Source organism: Oceanobacter sp. 1_MG-2023, assembly GCF_030689025.1.
Taxonomy (GTDB): domain Bacteria; phylum Pseudomonadota; class Gammaproteobacteria; order Pseudomonadales; family Oceanobacteraceae; genus Oceanobacter.
Genome location: NZ_JAUYWA010000020.1, coordinates 16,604 through 34,976, shown reverse-complemented (window position 1 = coordinate 34,976; position 18,373 = coordinate 16,604). Strand labels below are relative to the sequence as shown.

General features: G+C 52.9%; 11 protein-coding genes. 7 read left to right on the top strand and 4 right to left on the bottom strand.

What is annotated here, in order from left to right; all coding sequences use genetic code 11:
* The first annotated feature begins 14 nt into the window (after nt 1-14).
* From Q8W22_RS12675 to nadN, 3 genes are all read left to right on the top strand, one after another.
* The gene (locus tag Q8W22_RS12675) at nt 15-1,301 is read left to right on the top strand and encodes a YeaH/YhbH family protein (RefSeq protein WP_303432627.1); all 1,287 of its coding nucleotides are present in this window, start codon (nt 15-17) and stop codon (nt 1,299-1,301) included.
* Nucleotides 1,298-2,824 (top strand): SpoVR family protein, encoded by a 1,527-nt coding sequence (locus Q8W22_RS12670; RefSeq protein WP_303432628.1) that lies wholly within the window; start codon nt 1,298-1,300, stop codon nt 2,822-2,824. Before Q8W22_RS12675 ends, Q8W22_RS12670 begins: the two co-directional genes overlap by 4 nt.
* 178 nt (nt 2,825-3,002) lie before the next feature.
* Nucleotides 3,003-5,051 (top strand): NAD nucleotidase, encoded by a 2,049-nt coding sequence (gene nadN, locus Q8W22_RS12665; RefSeq protein WP_305452566.1) that lies wholly within the window; start codon nt 3,003-3,005, stop codon nt 5,049-5,051.
* A gap of 221 nt (nt 5,052-5,272) precedes the next feature.
* Here the strand turns inward: nadN and Q8W22_RS12660 are convergent, their stop codons facing one another.
* Nucleotides 5,273-6,652: a deoxyguanosinetriphosphate triphosphohydrolase gene (locus Q8W22_RS12660; protein WP_303432630.1), complete on the bottom strand. Its 1,380-nt coding sequence runs from the start codon at nt 6,650-6,652 to the stop codon at nt 5,273-5,275.
* A gap of 312 nt (nt 6,653-6,964) precedes the next feature.
* On the opposite strand from Q8W22_RS12660, the gene Q8W22_RS12655 reads away from it, so the two are divergent.
* From Q8W22_RS12655 to Q8W22_RS12645, 3 genes are all read left to right on the top strand, one after another.
* Nucleotides 6,965-7,228, top strand: coding sequence for a DUF4212 domain-containing protein (locus Q8W22_RS12655; protein WP_303432632.1), 264 nt, complete (start codon nt 6,965-6,967; stop codon nt 7,226-7,228).
* Between the two features lie 27 nt (nt 7,229-7,255).
* Nucleotides 7,256-9,037, top strand: a complete 1,782-nt coding sequence (locus tag Q8W22_RS12650) for a sodium:solute symporter family protein (RefSeq protein WP_305414182.1) — start codon at nt 7,256-7,258, stop codon at nt 9,035-9,037.
* A gap of 386 nt (nt 9,038-9,423) precedes the next feature.
* On the top strand, nt 9,424-10,137 hold the full coding sequence (locus Q8W22_RS12645) for an NYN domain-containing protein (RefSeq protein ID WP_305452564.1): 714 nt from the start codon (nt 9,424-9,426) through the stop codon (nt 10,135-10,137).
* A gap of 93 nt (nt 10,138-10,230) precedes the next feature.
* Here the strand turns inward: Q8W22_RS12645 and Q8W22_RS12640 are convergent, their stop codons facing one another.
* The 3 genes from Q8W22_RS12640 to ettA all read right to left on the bottom strand — a co-directional run bounded on the left by Q8W22_RS12640 (nt 10,231) and on the right by ettA (nt 13,992).
* Nucleotides 10,231-10,878, bottom strand: a complete 648-nt coding sequence (locus Q8W22_RS12640) for a replication protein P (RefSeq protein ID WP_303432638.1) — start codon at nt 10,876-10,878, stop codon at nt 10,231-10,233.
* Nucleotides 10,802-11,983, bottom strand: coding sequence for a DnaT-like ssDNA-binding domain-containing protein (locus Q8W22_RS12635; RefSeq protein ID WP_303432640.1), 1,182 nt, complete (start codon nt 11,981-11,983; stop codon nt 10,802-10,804). The genes Q8W22_RS12640 and Q8W22_RS12635 overlap by 77 nt, the downstream gene beginning before the upstream one ends.
* 347 nt (nt 11,984-12,330) lie before the next feature.
* On the bottom strand, nt 12,331-13,992 hold the full coding sequence (gene ettA, locus Q8W22_RS12630) for an energy-dependent translational throttle protein EttA (protein ID WP_303432642.1): 1,662 nt from the start codon (nt 13,990-13,992) through the stop codon (nt 12,331-12,333).
* Between the two features lie 152 nt (nt 13,993-14,144).
* On the opposite strand from ettA, the gene Q8W22_RS12625 reads away from it, so the two are divergent.
* On the top strand, nt 14,145-18,281 hold the full coding sequence (locus Q8W22_RS12625) for an EAL domain-containing protein (RefSeq protein WP_305452562.1): 4,137 nt from the start codon (nt 14,145-14,147) through the stop codon (nt 18,279-18,281).
* Nucleotides 18,282-18,373 lie beyond the last annotated feature (92 nt).

Below are 18,373 nucleotides of genomic sequence, written 5' to 3'. Positions count from 1 at the left end.
AGTGGAGACACTGTATGTCTTATATTATCGATCGACGCCTGAACGGCAAAAACAAGAGCATGGTGAACCGGCAACGGTTTTTACGGCGCTATAACCAGCACATCAAGGAAGCGGTTGCAGATGCAGTAACGCGCCGTTCCATCACCGATATGGAACGCGGCGAGCAGATCAGCATCCCGACCCGCAACACCCACGAACCGGTTATCAGCCATGGTCAGGGCGGCAAGCAGCACCGGGTATTTCCGGGCAACAAGGAATTCAACACCGGCGACCAGCTGGAAAAACCCAAAGGTGGTGGTGGCGGCTCCGGCTCAGGAAAAGCCAGCAATCAGGGGGAAGGTGAAGACGACTTCCGCTTCTTTATTACCAAGGAGGAGTTTCTCAAATACCTGTTCGATGACCTCGAACTGCCCAACATGATCAAGAAAACCCTGTCGCAGTCAAAAGAGTTCAAGACCCGGCGCGGCGGCTTTGTTTCCGAAGGTACCCCCAACAACCTCTCGGTAGTACGGTCACTGCGTAATGCCCACGCCCGTCGTATTGGCATGGGCGCAGGCAAACGCCGCCGGATTCGTGAACTGACCGCCACCATCGATGCCTTGCTGGCCGACGGCGCAGGCGACAGCAACGCCGATCAGATCAACGCCCTGCGAGAAGAAATTCTCTCGCTGGAGAAAAAACTCAAACGGCTGCCGTTTATCGACCAGCTCGACTTGCGCTATCGCAACCAGATCAAGGTGCCCACCCCCACCAGCAAGGCCGTTATGTTTTGCCTGATGGATGTTTCCGGCTCCATGACTCAGGACGTCAAGGATCTGGCCAAGCGTTTTTACCTGCTGCTGTATCTGTTTCTGGAAAAGAACTACGAACACATCGAGATTGTTTTTATTCGTCACCACACCAGCGCCAAGGAAGTCACCGAAGAAGAGTTTTTCTACTCCAGAGAAACCGGCGGCACCATTGTCTCCAGCGCACTGAAGCTGATGAATAACATTGTCCAGGAACGCTACCTCAGTGGCGGCTGGAATATCTATGGCGCCCAGGCATCCGACGGCGACAACTGGGATGACGACTCACCGCTGTGCGCCAGTATTCTTGCCGAACAGCTGTTACCCGCCATTCAGCACTTTGCCTATATCGAAATCACGCCCCATGAACACCAGGCACTCTGGTACGCCTATCAGAGCGTCGCCAAAGCCTATAGCCAACAGTTTGCAACAGCCCAGATCCGCAATCCCGGCGATATTTTTCCGGTCTTCCGGGAGCTGTTCGCCAAAGAGCGTTATAAGGAGGCGGTATGACCCCAAAACCAGCGACAGACCAGCGTGAGTACCTGTCGACCGATTCCGACTGGAGCTTTGCCCTGCTGGAAGACTACGATCGGGAAATCGCCCGCATTGCCAAAAGCTACGGTCTCGATACCTACCCCAACCAGATTGAAATCATCAGTGCCGAACAAATGATGGATGCCTATTCCTCGGTGGGTATGCCGATTGGCTACAACCACTGGTCTTACGGCAAACAGTTTCTCGCCACCCAGAAAAGCTATCAGCGCGGACAAATGGGTCTGGCCTACGAGATCGTTATCAACTCCGATCCTTGTATCGCCTACCTGATGGAAGAAAACACCATGCCGATGCAAGCGCTGGTGATTGCCCACGCCTGTTACGGTCACAACTCCTTTTTCAAGGGTAATTACCTGTTCCAGACCTGGACAGATGCCAGCTCCATTATTGACTACCTGATGTTTGCCAAGCACTACGTCCGCAAGTGTGAAGAACGTTACGGCAACGAAGAAGTCGAACGAGTGTTAGATGCCTGTCATTCCCTGCAAAACTACGGCGTCGATCGTTATCGTCGGCCACGGCCGATCTCCGCCGCCGAAGAAAAGTTGCGCCAGGAAGAACGGGAAGACCAGATGCAACGGCAAATCAACGACCTCTGGCGTACCTTGCCGACCCACAGCACTGATGAAGTCAAAAACAAACCGCGTAAATTCCCGGAAGAACCACAGGAAAACCTGCTGTATTTCCTCGAAAAAAACGCCCCTCTGCTCGCCCCCTGGCAGCGTGAGCTGGTGCGTATCGTACGCAAGATTTCGCAGTACTTTTACCCGCAACGCCAGACTCAGGTGATGAACGAAGGGTGGGCCACCTTCTGGCACTACACATTGCTGAATCACCTGTACGATGAAGGCAAGGTCACCGACGGCTTTATGATGGAAGTGCTGGCGTCACACGCCAATGTGGTGCATCAACCGAGCTTCGATTCTCCACACTATTCCGGCATCAACCCCTACGCCCTCGGCTTCAATATGTTCCGGGACATCAAGCGCATTTGCGAAAACCCCACCGCAGAAGATCGCGACTGGTTTCCGGATATCGCCGGTAAAGACTGGCTGGAAACCCTGCACTTTGCCATGCACAACTTCAAGGATGAAAGTTTTGTCCAGCAGTTCCTGTCGCCGCACTTGATGCGGGAGTTTCATCTCTTCAGTATTTACGACGACGATGAACGAGCCCACTACGAGGTTGAAGCCATTCATAACGACAGCGGCTATCGCAAGGTTCGGGAAATGCTGGCGCGGCAGTACGACTTGTCAGTCCGGGAACCCAATATCCAGGTCTGGGCAGTCGATTTGCAAGGGGATCGCTCGATGACATTACGCCACACCATGCAGGATGGCACCCCACTGTCTGAGGATGTACATGAAGTACTCAAACATCTGAATTATTTATGGGGATTTGATATTCACCTGGAAACCTACAAGGACGGCAAACAAGTCAACAAACAAAGTTGCCCAGCCATGACCGTGGCGCACTGATCCCCACAGCCACTCCACGGGCAGCGTCTCAGCAGAGACGCTGCCCGGTTCCCGCCTACGCACTCTTCTTTGAATAAGTGTCATTTACAAATCACATCTCCGTAATGGTAAATTCATCAAATTTACTTACATTTCTATGCTTTCGACGACCCCTATATACTATTCAGAGGAAAAGGACATGAACCTGTTCAGATTATCCACGCTGGCATTGGCCATTTCATTGGCAGCCTGTGGTAGCGATGGCAGTGATGGCAAAGATGGTGTCGACGGTATCGATGGCACCAATGGTGTTAACGGCGTAGACGGCCAGGATGGTACTGATGGTGTTGACGGCCAGGACGGTACTGATGGTGTTGACGGCCAGGACGGTACTGACGGCCAAGACGGTCAAGATGGTGCCGATGCATCAACTGCCAAAGCCATCGACCTGACCATTCTGCATATGAATGATCACCACTCACACATCGCCGCCGACACCTTTGACTTTGATGTCTCCGGCCTGACTCTGGACACCAGCCTGACAGACGGTTCGGACATTGCCGAAGTAGAGGTCACTTACGGCGGTTTCCCGATGATGGTGACCCTGTTCGACACCCTTGCCAGCCAAAGTGACAATGTCCTGAAGCTGCATGCTGGTGATGCCGTCACCGGAACACTTTACTACTCGCTGTTTAATGGTCTGGCCGATGCCGAAATGATGAACCAGGTGTGCTTCGACGCTTTCGCACTGGGTAATCACGAGTTCGACAATGGTGATGATGGCCTTGCAGTCTTTATCGATGCCTTGAACGCCTCTGCTTGCGAAACCCCGACGCTGGCAGCCAACGTCGTGCCTCACGATGACTCAGCCATCAAGGACAAGATCCAGCCTTACCAGATCTTTGAACGTGACGGCGAGCAAATTGGTGTTATCGGTATCGATATTGCCAATAAAACCAAAAACTCCTCATTCCCTGATGACGGCACCGAATTCCTCGACGAAACCACTACCGCACAGCAATATATTGATGAGCTGGAAGGTATGGGCGTTAACAAAATCGTGCTGATGACCCACTACCAGTACAACAATGACCTGACGCTGGCCGCAGCACTGACCGGTGTTGACGTGATTGTGGGTGGTGATTCCCACACCTTGCTCGGCGATGACACCTTTGCCAGCGTCGGAGTTGGCTCCTCGGTCGCTGAATACCCAACCGTCGTGACCAACGCCGACGGCGAAACTGTCTGTGTGGTACAAGCCTGGGAATACGCCCACCTGCTGGGCAAGCTGACGGTCAGCTTCGACGCCGACGGTGTGGTTAGCGCCTGTGAAGGCCAGCCATACATGCCGATTGCCAACAGCTACCAATATGAAGACAGCACTGGTGAAGATGCCACGCTGAGCGGCAACTCGGCCTTTGCCATCAGCCAGGCTTTGACCGCCCATGACGAAATCGTCCTGACTCAGGAAGATTCTGTTACCGCCGACCTGCTGGCCGTATACGACGAACAGACCTCAATACTGGAACAAACCGTTATCGGCACTATCGCTGAAGATATGTGTTTCGAGCGTATTCCTGGTCAAGGCCGCTCCAACATCTGTGACGTCACAGCCACCAGCGCCCACGGTTCTGATATTACCGGTCAGGTCGCCAAGGGTTTTGTCACCGTCACACCAACCGCGGATATCGGCATTCAGAATGGCGGTGGTGTTCGTGATGATCTGGCTGCTGGCGACGCCACCATTGCCGATGCCTTTACCCTGATGCCTTTTGCCAACACATTGGTAACGCTGGATATGACCGGCCAACAAATTCAGGATGTACTGGAAGACGCGCTGGATTACACACTGGATACCGACGGTTCAACCGGTGCCTACCCTTACGCTTACGGCCTGCGTTTTGATGTCGACCTGACTCAGGAAAAAGGCAGCCGCTTCAGCAATATTGAAGTCAACTCCCGTGGCGCAGGCGACTGGAGCAGTATGGATCTGGCGACCACCTACACCGTCGTAACCAATAACTACATTGCGGCAGGCCAGGATGGCTACACCACATTTGGCACCATCACTGGTGACGCTTATGTGGATACTTTCACTGAGTATGCCCAGAGCTTCGTTGACTATATGACGCTTCTGACCGACAACGGTGAATCCCTGAGCAAGCTGCCGGTTACTGAGTACTCGACTCAAACCTTGATCGATACCAATGGCTGCAACCACAGCACAGAAACCTGTACTGGCTACTAATAAACCGGCCATCAGGCTTCACCGGGCAACGAACGTTGCCTGACTAAAACAAAACCGGCCAACCTGAAACAGGTTGGCCGGTTTTTCTGTTTTTATCCTGCCGTCTTAACCGATCTCACTGCTCTCGCTACTTGCGCGACCAGCAACCAAGCATAAACCACCCATTCCCCCTATTGAACCCGGCAACTATTAACAAGCAGGCGGTAACCATAACCAACCGACTATTGGGACGGCGGATTATAGCCTTCAAGCTGCCGGGCCAGACTGGCGGCAAAGGTGTCGGTCATTCCGGAAATATAATCCAGCGTACGCATATAACTTTCATACAGGGTCCAGCCAGGCTTGGGGGCAGAACCGCCCATCAACGCCAGCAAGCGCGTATTCCGAAACGTGGCGGCCTGACCCAAGGCACATTCCCGCGCCGCACTGAGAAAGGATTCCAGCAGCACCCCCAATGTGGTGTACGAGCCAATTTCAATGGTCAACTTGCGGCCGTCGCGGAAAATACGCTGACGGGCCAGTTCCTTGGCATCCGCCACCACCTGGCGTACCGCTGGCGGGCAATAATCGATAATGCCGCCGGCCAGGTTCCCTTGCAGCAATTGTGCTTCATGGCGTGTAAAACTGGCACTGACAGCCTGCACCATCACCTCCATGGCGTAGCCGCGTAAAATCTGCAGCTTGCGGCGATCGCCGTCTTCATTGGCAATATCTTCCTGCACCTGCTCCCACTGATCCACCAGCAATGGACTGAGCAGGGCTTCAACCTCGTGGTACTGCAGCAGGCCAACTTCCACACCATCTTCCAGATCAATCAGCCCATAACAAATATCATCGGCGGCCTCGACCAGATACACCAGAGGGTGACGACACCAACGATCTTCACCACGCGGCAACAACCCCAACGTCGCGGCGACTTCACGCAAGATCGGCAATTCTGACTGATAACAGCCAAATTTTTTCGCCCGCCCCTCGGTTACTTCCATCACACTCCAGGGGTATTTGAGAAACGTCCCCAAGGTGGCATAGGTCAGCCGCATTCCCCCCTTGAAACGGTTGTATTCCACCTGAGTGACCAGCCGCAGCCCCTGGGCGTTACCTTCAAACGTCATCAGGTCAGCCTGCTGCGCCACCGTCAGGTCTTCCAGAAAATGCCGGTTCTGTGCATCCATAAACCAGTGCCGGATCGCTTCTTCTCCACTGTGGCCGTAAGGAGGGTTGCCGATATCGTGGGCAAGACATGCCGCCTGTACCAAGGCTCCCAGGTCTCCGGCATCCATAAATTCCGGCAGTTGATGCGCCATGGCATTTCCTACCATGCTGCCCAGCGAGCGCCCCACACACCCCACTTCCAATGAATGCGTCAGGCGACTGTGCAAGTGGTCGTTCTCAGTCAGGGGGTGCACCTGGGTTTTACGATTCAGGCGCCGAAACGCCGATGAAAAAATAATACGGTCATAATCCTTGTGAAAAGGCGTTCGACCGATATCCAGCGCCAGCCGGGCCTGGGTTTCGCCATAACGCAGCGGCAACAACAATTGCCGCCAGTTCATACTGCTGCCAGCCATTCCCTCAGTGCCACCATCCGCTTGTTTTGCCATCAATTATTCTCTCCTTGCGCCGGGCCAGGCCTCTGGCTGTTCGACGACACCATGCCGTTATGACTGAATTCTGGTCTTTTAACCGCAGCGGTCATCTTTCCGGTCTCTCCATGCCACCTACGGCAAGGTCGCCAGCGATCACTTGCGACCATGGTATAGCCTTTTAAAAAATATATTTAACTTATTGATTTTATTGAAGTTTTCAAAAAACTTCCGATTTATCCCGAAGCTAATACCAAGGTCTATCTATTGCCCAATCGAACTTAACTGATAGGTTACAACTGACCTATAAAATAACAATTAGGAGGGGTTATGTCTTTCAAGTCTGAAGACGATAAAAAAGCCTACTGGCGCAGAAACATCAACTTGATGAAGGTGCTGCTGGTTATCTGGGCTGTCTGTTCATATGGATTCGGTATTTTGCTACGGCCATTACTCGACAATATCCCGGTGGGTGGTGTCGGCTTGGGGTTCTGGTTTGCACAGCAAGGTTCAATCTACGTGTTCCTAGCAATCGTATTTTATTACGCTAAAAAAATGCGTGATCTCGACCGTGAATTCGGCGTTGACGACTAATAAAAATAAATAGCTGAGGAATCAATAATGGATCTCACGACCTTAACCTACATTGTTGTAGGTCTTACGTTTGCCCTGTATATGGGTATTGCAGTTTGGGCCCGAGCGGGTACTACTGGCGAATTCTACTCTGCTGGCGGCGGTGTTCACCCGGTCGCTAACGGTATGGCAACCGGTGCTGATTGGATGTCTGCTGCTTCTTTTATCGGCATGGCCGGTCTGATTGCATTTAAAGGTTACGACGCGTCTATCTTTCTGATGGGCTGGACCGGTGGTTATGTACTGCTGGCTCTGTGCTTGGCACCTTACCTGCGCAAGTTCGGCAAGTTTACCGTGCCTGATTTTATTGGTGATCGTTACTACTCCAGAACAGCCCGTATCGTTGCGGTTGTCTGCCTGATCGTTGCTTCCCTGACCTATGTAATTGGTCAAATGAAAGGCATCGGCGTGGCTTTCTCCCGCTTCCTCGACGTTGATTATGCAACTGGCCTGTACTCCGGTATGGCGATTGTATTCTTCTACGCCGTACTCGGCGGTATGAAAGGCGTTACCTACACCCAGATCGCGCAATACTGTGTACTGATCTTTGCTTACACCGTACCTGCGGTCTTTATCTCCCTGAACCTGACTGGCAACCCAATCCCACAACTCGGTTTCATGGGTGATACTGCCGACGGCACTCCCCTGCTGATCAAGCTTGACCAGACCCTGGTTGACCTCGGCTTTGCGGAATACACCGCCCAGAAAGGCGGCACCTTCAATATGATGATGTACACCCTGTCACTGATGTTTGGTACAGCCGGTCTGCCTCACGTTATTATCCGCTTCTTCACGGTTCCTAAAGTATCTGATGCGCGTAAGTCTGCAGGCTGGGCATTGCTGTTTATTGCCATCCTGTACACCACGGCCCCTGCGGTTGGCTCCATGGCTCGTCTGAACCTGACCAACACCATCCAGAATCCTGAATTTGCCGTTGGTGATCCACAAGCCAACCTGGAATACTCCGAACGTCCTGACTGGTTCAAAAACTGGGAAACCACTGGTCTGCTGCAGTTTGAAGACAAAAACGGTGATGGCCGCATCCAGTACTACAACGATCAAAACCCTGAATTTGCTGCCAAAGCCGAATCTTATGGCTGGGAAGGTAATGAAATGGTGAAAGTTGACCGTGACATCATGGTACTGGCCAACCCTGAAATCGCTAACCTGCCTAACTGGGTAATCGCTCTGGTTGCTGCCGGTGGTCTGGCTGCAGCACTGTCTACAGCCGCTGGTTTGTTGCTGGCCATTTCCTCTGCTATCTCGCACGATTTGCTGAAAAGCACCTTCATGCCGAATATCACAGAGAAACAGGAACTGCTGGCCGCTCGTGTTGCCATGGCCGGTGCCATTATGGTCGCAGGCTACCTTGGCCTGAACCCTCCTGGCTTCGCCGCTCAGGTAGTTGCCCTGGCCTTTGGTCTGGCTGCCGCGTCTATCTTCCCGGCCTTGATGATGGGTATCTTCAGCAGCAAGATTAACAACACCGGTGCAGTAAGCGGTATGTTGGCAGGCCTGGTTTCAACACTGGTTTATATCTTCGTCTACAAAGGCTGGTTCTTTGTTGCCGGTACCGAGATGTTGCCAAACACTCCAGATAACTGGTTCCTGGGAGTATCCCCTGAGGCCTTCGGTGCTCTGGGTGCGTTGATCAACTTTGTGGTTGCTTTTGTTGTCACCAACATGACAGCACCAGTACCGAAACATATTGAAGAAATGGTTGAAAGCATCCGTGTTCCTAAAGGCGCCAGCGCCGCTCAGGATCACTAAGATGTGATAAACGAACTCTCGTTATAACCCGGCTTCGGCCGGGTTTTTTTATGGCTGTTGTTTGGTGTTGCAGATACAGGCTCAAGCAGCTTGAAAGGTCCCAGCCGCAACAGAGAAAGAGGAAAAGCTGTCGTGAAGGCGGCAATCTCCGCCAAGGTCAGAATAGCCTCGGTATTGTAAACCCTGATAAATTTACAGGGGCGTTTACAGGGACAGGTCACTGGGTATTCAACCAGAACAGAGGTTGCGCGTTTTTTCAGTGGCTGCTAGCTTGAATAGCTGAATGATAAAGCATTGCCTTGGCGTACTGTCGTTTTACGTGTCAAGGCTACTTGAAAAATGCGCATTCGAAGAAACAAAACGGCTAAACAGAAAGGACAAGAAGAATGTCAGAAAACGATAGGTTGGCTGTACTCATTGATGCCGACAATGCCCAGGCTGCAATCTGCGAAGAACTATTGGCGGAAATATCAAAATTTGGTGTAGCCAGTGTGAAACGAGCATATGGAGATTGGACGACAACCAATCTGAAAAGCTGGAAGCCACACCTTCACAAGTACGCGATCCAACCAATACAGCAGTTCAGTTACACACAAGGTAAAAACTCCACGGATTCATCTCTGATTATTGATGCAATGGATCTGTTACACGAGGGAAGGCTTGATGGTTTTTGCCTGATTTCTTCTGATAGTGATTTCACCAGGCTGGCGAACAGGATTCGCGAAAGTGGATTGGTTGTATATGGTTTTGGCGAAAAGAAAACACCAGAGCCATTTGTAGCCGCATGTGACAAATTTGTATATACAGAAGTGTTAAGAAAATCTGAACATCAAAACGCCAAGGATGAATCCGGCAACCCGGAATTAAAAAGAATTATTATCGATGCAGTTAACGCTGTATCCAAAGATGATGGCTGGTCACCGTTATCAGCGGTTGGAGGATATATCAATAAGAAAACACCCTCGTTTGATCCAAGAAATTATGGTTTTGAAAAACTCGGAAAACTGGTTAGATCGTTGATTTACCTGGAGTTTCAGGAACGGAAATTTGGTGATGAATCCTCTAATGTACATATTTATGTTAGAGAAAAAACGGCGTAACAAGTACGGTAACGTCTATTTATTTCCAGAAGATATTTCAGGGTTTTTCTTGGCTACAACAAATACATCCTGAAACACTCTGAAACAACCACATCACAGCAAGGATTTCAGCTGCTGCAGTTTTTCTTGCTGTTGCTGACGCGCCAATGGCCGTTCGCTGGTTTCTGGCAGTGCTTTCTCAATGGTCAGCTGAATATCCTCGCCCTGTTGCAGCCGCTGCAATAGCAGGTCGTAGTTACGTTTGAATACCGGAAAGGCTTTGTATTCCGCATTATTGGCAAGAAAAAACCAGTCACTGGCCCGTCCGGCGAAATACACCACCGGGTGACTCCAGGCGAAGGTTTTTTTCGGCGAAGGCGCCCGGCAGGCTTCAATATACGCGGCATGAGCATCCGGTACGCCCAACTCCCCTGCCAGGTCACAACGAGAAATCACTTCATGGACATTGGGCAAATAGCTGGATTCCTTAACGGCGCGCTCCGCGGCCGCCAGGATCGTACTGGCCGGGTAATCCACCAGCAGCCGGGACCACAAGCGCTTGGCAGTGATCAGGGTCGCGGCATCGGGAAAGGCTTTGAGAAACTGGTTGTGGTAGTTGAAACGAAACAGCTCAAACATTTGGTTCAAGGCCGATTTCTGCTCGGTGTTGGCGGCTTTTTGCCCTTCACCAGCTGGTGTCGTTGAGTCGGCGCAAACTTGCTTCAACTGTTGTGTAGTCCGGTTCAGCAGCTGCTTGTCCATTCTTGCCTCCTGATGTTGTCGACGGGGTCGGTTGTGACAGCTGCCGCGCCCATTGCTGTTTGATGTATTGCAAGAAGCGGCTGTTCCAGCTGTTGTGTACCTGACGGGAATCACGCCAGTAAAGCACAAATTCGGCTACCCGTTCACGGGCAAATTGCGGGTCGATATGTGCCATGGAGAGAATATCGTAACAGTCGCTCGAGGGTTGCCAGTCGCTGGGAATCGGCAAGGGTACGGTCGAATGTTCCACCGCCGCCGAATAACGCGCCCATTGCTGACGAATGTGCTGGATAAACTTGCTGTTCCAGGTTTTTAGCGCATCGCCCCGCTCACGCCAGTACAGGATAAATTCCGCCACGGCATCATCAATAAACTGCTGTTCAATCCCGGAACGTTGCAATATCTGCAAGGCATCTTCACTGGGGCGCCACTGATGGCCAATGGGAGCGGCTTCGTCACTGGCAACACTGAAACCACTGCGGTTCAGCTGGCCTTCTTGCTGCAGCCGTTGACGTTCGGCGTCGTTCTGGGCGTATACCCACTGTTTTTTGACGAAGCGGAAAAAGCGGGTATTCCAGTCGTTCCGGTTAGCCCCTTGCTCTTGCCCTTGTAATAAAAAGACATCCCGCTGGGCCCAAATAAAACTGGCCGGAATACCATGCTGTTGCAGTCGGGTCAGTGTATCCGCACTGGGCTGCCAATCCTGGCCAATGCTGTGGTGAGCATGGGCGGCTGGTATTCCCTGTGCCATCGGTACTGCGCTAGCACCACCCAGAGGTCGGGCCGGTGCTGCAGCGGCCGACTGGCTGTGTTCAAAACTCAGTACCAGTTCAACGCTTTCCGGGTACATCGGGCCATGCAAGCGAATAAGCCCCTTGTCTACCAGGCTTGCCAGCGTACGGCGAATCGTCACATCATCCCAAAAAGGCAGTTGCTGGCGCACGGTATCACGCGCCAGCCGGATACCCTGATGGTGGCTGTCGGGCTGTAATATCGCAGCCTGGTTGATAATCGTCAGTAAGACTGCATCTTCCAGCCCGATCGTGGCGGCCAGCGTCACAGACAAAGGGATGGAATAATCGTTGAACAGAGGGTGATTACTCATGATGCATTGCTTGAATTAACCTGAATCAAAAACGGAAGAATAAAACGAGAGCATTAACCGTAGCGGCTAGTGGCATTGCACCATGCTACCGTCATAGCGCCAGAGAGTCATACGATTCTGTGATGCCAGTGTTTGCTGTTCGGGGCCGGGGCACGATAAAAGCGCATCCGGCTCCTTTACTGCGACATTGTGCCGCCGCTCAAGAGCACCTGCGATCCACGCTCTCCATTAATCCTGAAAAAACCTGTCACCAGAGAAGCGTTTATCGTGTTTAAAATGCTTAAAAAAGCCGCTCAATCAAGCGGCTTGATTTTACCGGCAGGCAGGTGCCGGTATTCTGGAACGAATTACGCCAAACGCTTGTATTTCATACGTTTTGGCGCTGCGTCGGCACCCAGGCGTTTCTTCCGATCGGCTTCGTATTCAGTGTAGTTGCCTTCAAAAAAGCTGACTTTTGAATCACCTTCATACGCCATGATATGAGTGGCGATACGGTCGAGGAACCAGCGATCGTGGGATACCACCATCACGGCTCCGGGGAAGGCCAGTACGGCTTCTTCCAGTGCGCGCAAGGTTTCTACATCGAGGTCGTTGGACGGTTCGTCCAGCAACAGAACGTTGGCTCCCTGTTTCAGGGTATGGGCCAGCTGCAGGCGGCCACGTTCACCACCGGAAAGGTCTCCAACCCGTTTTTGCTGGTCTCCGCCCTTGAAATTAAAGCGGCCAATGTAAGAGCGACTGGGGTATTCCTTGCCATTGATGGTCAGCATATCCAGACCGCCAGAGATGGCTTCCCAGACGCTTTTGCTGTCGTCCAGCTCGTCACGCAGCTGTTCTACAAAGGCCAGTTTGACGCTGTCGCCCATAACCACTTCGCCGCTATCGGGTTGCTCTGTCCCGGCAATCATACGGAACAGGGTGGATTTACCCGCTCCATTACCCCCAACGATCCCGACGATCGCACCCGCGGGTACGGTAAAGCTGAGGTCATCAATCAGAACGCGATCACCGTAAGCCTTGGTCACATTATGGAATTCGATCACCTTGTCACCCAAACGTGGGCCAGGCGGGATGTAGATTTCGTTGGTTTCGTTGCGGGTCTGGAATTCGCGGGAGTTCATTTCCTCGAATCGGGCCAGACGTGCCTTGGATTTGGACTGACGTCCTTTGGCACCTTGTCGCACCCATTCCAGCTCGTGTTTGATGGCCTTGGCATGGGCATCTTCTTCTTTCTTTTCTTGCTCCAGGCGTTTCTCTTTGGCTTCCAGCCAGGTGGTGTAGTTACCTTCGTAAGGAATACCATGGCCGCGATCCAGCTCCAGAATCCATTCGGCACAATTGTCGAGGAAATAACGATCGTGGGTAATTGCTACCACGGTGCCAGGGTATTCTTCCAGGAATTTCTCCAGCCAGCCGACGGATTCTGCATCCAGGTGGTTGGTGGGTTCGTCCAGTAACAGCATGTCGGGTTTTGACATCAACAGACGGCACAGGGCAACACGACGGCGCTCTCCTCCTGACAATTTGGTAACATCAGCATCCCAGGGTGGCAGTCGCAGCGCATCGGCGGCAATTTCCATCTGGCGGTCGCTGTCATGGCCGTCAGCCGCTTCGATCAGGGCTTCAAGCTGGCCCTGTTTTTTGGCCAGGGCGTCAAAGTCGGCATCCGGCTCGGCGTAGGCGGCGTATACGGCATCCAGTTCGGCCTTGGCGTTCATCAGTTCGCTGAGGCCGTCTTCAACATTGCCTCTGACGTCTTTGGCCGGGTCCAGTTCCGGCTCCTGGGGCAGGTAGCCAATATTCAGGTCGGGCTGTGGACGCGCTTCGCCAATAAAATCCTGGTCAATACCTGCCATGATTTTTAACAGGGTCGACTTACCGGAACCATTCAGGCCGAGCACACCAATTTTGGCACCCGGGAAAAAAGATAGTGAGATATCGCGCAGAATCTGACGCTTGGGCGGTACAATCTTGCCCAGACGGTTCATCGTAAATACATACTGTGCCATGGTGAAACCTTTAACTGAAAATGCTGCGCCAAACTACTGAAATCCACCGTGAATGGCAATCAGCGACAACACGATCCACGCACCCAGTGACCGGGTGTGCAGAAACCGCTCCGGTTTCTTATCTGTCAGAATAATGAGCAGAGATCAGATTCATGCAGCATCATGACCCAGCAGGCCATTCCGTGCGACCAGCAACGCGCCTACATTATTTTTTTCTTCCCTCATTGATCATCATGGTGGCGATTGTTGTCTTCAATGTGTTCCAGCATGTGCACGCCGACCGTAAGCGATTACTCACCAATGCCACCACGCTGGTGCAGCAACAAGCCACGGTCATGCATTCGCTGTTGTTGGCGTATACGCCGTTACAATGCAGTGTAAGTGGGCAGATATCTGCCACTCCTCCAACCTCAGCCAGTACCCACAAGACGCTCCCAAATCACAGCACTGACCTCGACCAGCTGACAGCATTAACGCCTTCGCTGGAAGCCATCGCCATGGTGACGACCACGCAGCCGCTGGTTTATGTGCAACAAATGGGGCCGCTACTGGATCACAATCATCTGCTGACATTGGCAGAACAGCCGGACTCGCCCTTGCTGACACAACCCTATCGAGTCGACCAGCAGCTTTATCTGCAGTCCTGGTGCCATCGTTCTGGACAGTCTTATCGGGTTATCAGCCGCCACTCGCTGGACCGTTTCCGTGGTCATATTTTACCCAGCGGCAACCCCGGCATTACGCTCCGGCTGATCGATACCCTGGCGCCGTACGCTGAAAGCCATCGCCAGATCAGCCATCCTCCGACCAGCCCATTGGTACAACAGGCGATTCCCGGCACGCATTGGTCTGTCGTGGCCTTCCCGTTGCCGGAGGATCTGAAGCATCATCTGACCGGCTATTTGCTCGCCCCGCTATTGCTGATTTTGATACTGATTTCTTCGGTATGGGCGTTTCGTCGTTCGGTGCAGCAGGCGGAGCAGGCTGCGACCCAAGCCGATACCCAGCGCCAGCAAGCGGAAGAACGGGCCAATCGGGTACTGCAGTCAATCGAAGATGCCCTGATTTCTACCGATGCCAACGGTGAAGTGAACTATGTCAATCACCGGGCCAGTGAGCTGCTGGCACAAAATGGTTATACCTTGCTTAAAGGCCACACTCTCGCGGCGATCTGGCCACACCCACAAGCCTTGTGGGCCCATGGGCTGAGTGTTCAGGAGCTGGCACACCTGCACGACAAAGGCCGTACCCTGACGGCTAGCCTTGATGGAGAATCACGCATCATGGAGCAGAGCCATTACCCGCTGTATCGCGATCAGCAGCTTGATGGCATCGTCTGGATACTGCGCGACATCAGCACCTCGGTACATACCCGGCGCGAACTGGAACGCAGCCGTCAGCGTTATATGTCACTGTTTGAGGAATCAGGTGTCGCGCATTGGTTGCTGGATATCGCGGAGTTTCACAACAGTCTCGACAGCCTGAGCATTATCAATGTCAATCAAGCGGCCATTGCCCTGGCGGGTGCCAGCAGCCGCTCCCAGCTGCAACGGCAATTCCGCCAGCTGTTTACTGACGACCGTCACGCCTTTCTCGATGCCGTTCAACAAAGCCGCCAGGAACAATCCCGGTTTACCCATACCCAGGTTGCGATTACCCGTTTTGATGGCCAGCAACGGGAGCTGTCGATTCATTTCAGTCCGGGTTTCGAGCACAAGTTGATGGTTTCCCTGATTGATGTCACCGAAGAAAAACGAGCGGCGGAACGGGCAAGGGAACAGGAAAACTTCTGGGCGGCGGTCATGGCCGCCATGCCGGATACCGTTTTTGTCGCCGATCTGGACGATCAGCTGGAGCCTGCCATCATTTACCGCAACCGCTCCGGTTCGGAAACACTGGGGTATCCGGCGCTGGCCGATAACGATGGTTGTTGCGACTGGTTGCTGTATGCCTCGGACGAAGAAAAACAACGCTGCCATCAGGCGCTGACTGTCCTCAGAACCCTGCCACCGGGCAAGGCGCATATCATCTGTTTACAATGCCGCCACCACGATGGCAGCACCCGGCTAATCCGCTTCGAGCTGACGCCATTCCGGTACGATCAGAACGGTAATGTAAACAGCTACATTGGCACCGCCCGAGATGTCACCGACGACCGCGCCAAACAGCAACAAACCATCGAAAGCGAAGCCCGCTATCGCATGGTGGCGGAAAACATGACTGACGTCATCTGGGCCACCGACAGCCATATGAAGCTCAATTTCGTCAGTACTTCCGTACACCGGCTGTTGGGGTATCAACCGGACGAATTGCTGAAGCTGGGAATCGACGTGATTTTCAGCCTCCGCGATATCCGCTCATTACAGCTCGATTTGCGCCAGGCCTTGCAAACAGCAACCAATAACCCCGACCTGCACCACAATCTGTTACAAAAGGATATTCAGGCGACAACCCGGGATGGCGAACGCCGCCTGTTGAATATACAGGCCAGCATGATTCGCAACCCGGACGGCAGCACACAGGGCATCACAGGGATTTGTCGCGACGTCACGGAAGAACGCCGTAACGAGCAAGAACTGCTGCTGGCCGCCGATGTGTTTGAAAACACCAACGAAGCCATTATCGTCGCCGATGACAACTTCCGGGTAGTCAAGGTCAACCGGTCCTTTACCCAGATTACCGGCTTTCCGGCGCATGAAATTATCGGTAAAACCCCGGATCACCTGGTCGCTCCGGAGCATCGCAACAACCACTATATGCACGATATTATCGAAACGCTGGTGGTTGATAATTACTGGCAGGGCGAACTCAAATATCGCTGCATGAGTGGCGAAACGCGCACTTCCTGGACCGGCATCAGCATCATTCGTGATCCACAACACGAGATCCAGAGTCTGACCATCATTATGTCGGACATCACCGAGCGTAAAGCCAACGAAGAGCGTATCCATCACCTCGCCTACTACGACCCTCTCACCGGCCTCGCCAATCGCGCCCAGATGCACGAGCGGCTGGAAGCACTGATGCACAAGACCAGCCATCACAACAGCCATCTGTCACTGCTGTTTATTGACCTTGACCGATTCAAGCCGATCAATGATTCCCTTGGCCACCCGGCGGGAGACAAGGTCTTGATTGAGGTCGCCGAGCGGCTGCGCCAATGTGTCAAAAGTGGCGATATGGTGTGCCGGATGGGCGGTGACGAATTCACCATCGGACTGGCCTTTGATAATACCAATCACGACGTGGTCACCATTCCCCAACGAGTGGCAGAGCGTATTCTCAAAGAACTCAACCAACCCTATTACATTGGCAAGCACCAGTTATTCCTCAGTGCCAGTATCGGTATCGCCACCTACCCGAACGATGGCGACAGTGTTATCGAACTGCTGAAAAACGCCGATATGGCCATGTACCATGCCAAGGACGCTGGCCGTAACAATCTGCAGTTTTATAATGCCGCCATGAACCGCCAGGCGGTGGAACGGATGGAGCTGGAAAATGATCTGCACCAGGTGCTGCAAAAACAGGAACTGTACTTGCTGTTTCAGCCACAGTACGACTCCCGGACCTTGCGCGCCGTGGGTGTCGAAGCCCTGCTGCGCTGGCATCACCCGGTTCGCGGCGAGGTTTTGCCACAGGAGTTTGTACCGATTCTGGAAGATACCGGGCTGATTGGCCCAGTTGGCTGCTGGGTGCTGGAGCAAGCCTGTCTGAAAATGGCGGGCTGGCTTGAGCTGGGGCTGTCGATTCAACTGATTGCGGTCAACGTCTCTGCACGTCAGTTCAAATACCCCGGCTTTGTCGACGAGGTCAAACAGGCACTGCAAAAATCCGGTATTTCTCCACACCATCTGGAGCTGGAGCTGACCGAATCCGCATTGATCGACGATATTGATTTCACCCTGTCGGTGTTGCACGAATTACGGGCGCTGGGCGTACGCATCTCGATTGATGATTTTGGGACTGGCTATTCGTCACTCAATTATCTGAAACAGTTTCCGGTTGATATTCTCAAGGTAGACCGCAGTTTTATCCAGAACCTGCCCACCAACCGTGATGATGCCCAGATTACCCGCACCATTATTGCCATGGCCCATAATCTGGGGCTGGGGGTGATTGCCGAAGGGATCGAGAACTGCGAACAACTGGCATTTTTGATCGAAGCACGTTGTGAAACCCTTCAAGGCTATCTGCTATCGGTTCCTGTCACCGCTGACGAGCTCGAAGCCCGTATGACCGACCAGCCGGTATGCAGCCTCAAAGCAATTGAGCGAGATTCAGTCTGATGGTGAATAACACTCACGTGCCAGAACGCCATAATTTAGGGTAGAATGCTCGCCCTTTTAAATTGCCCGGCGTAGCCACGACCGATGCACCC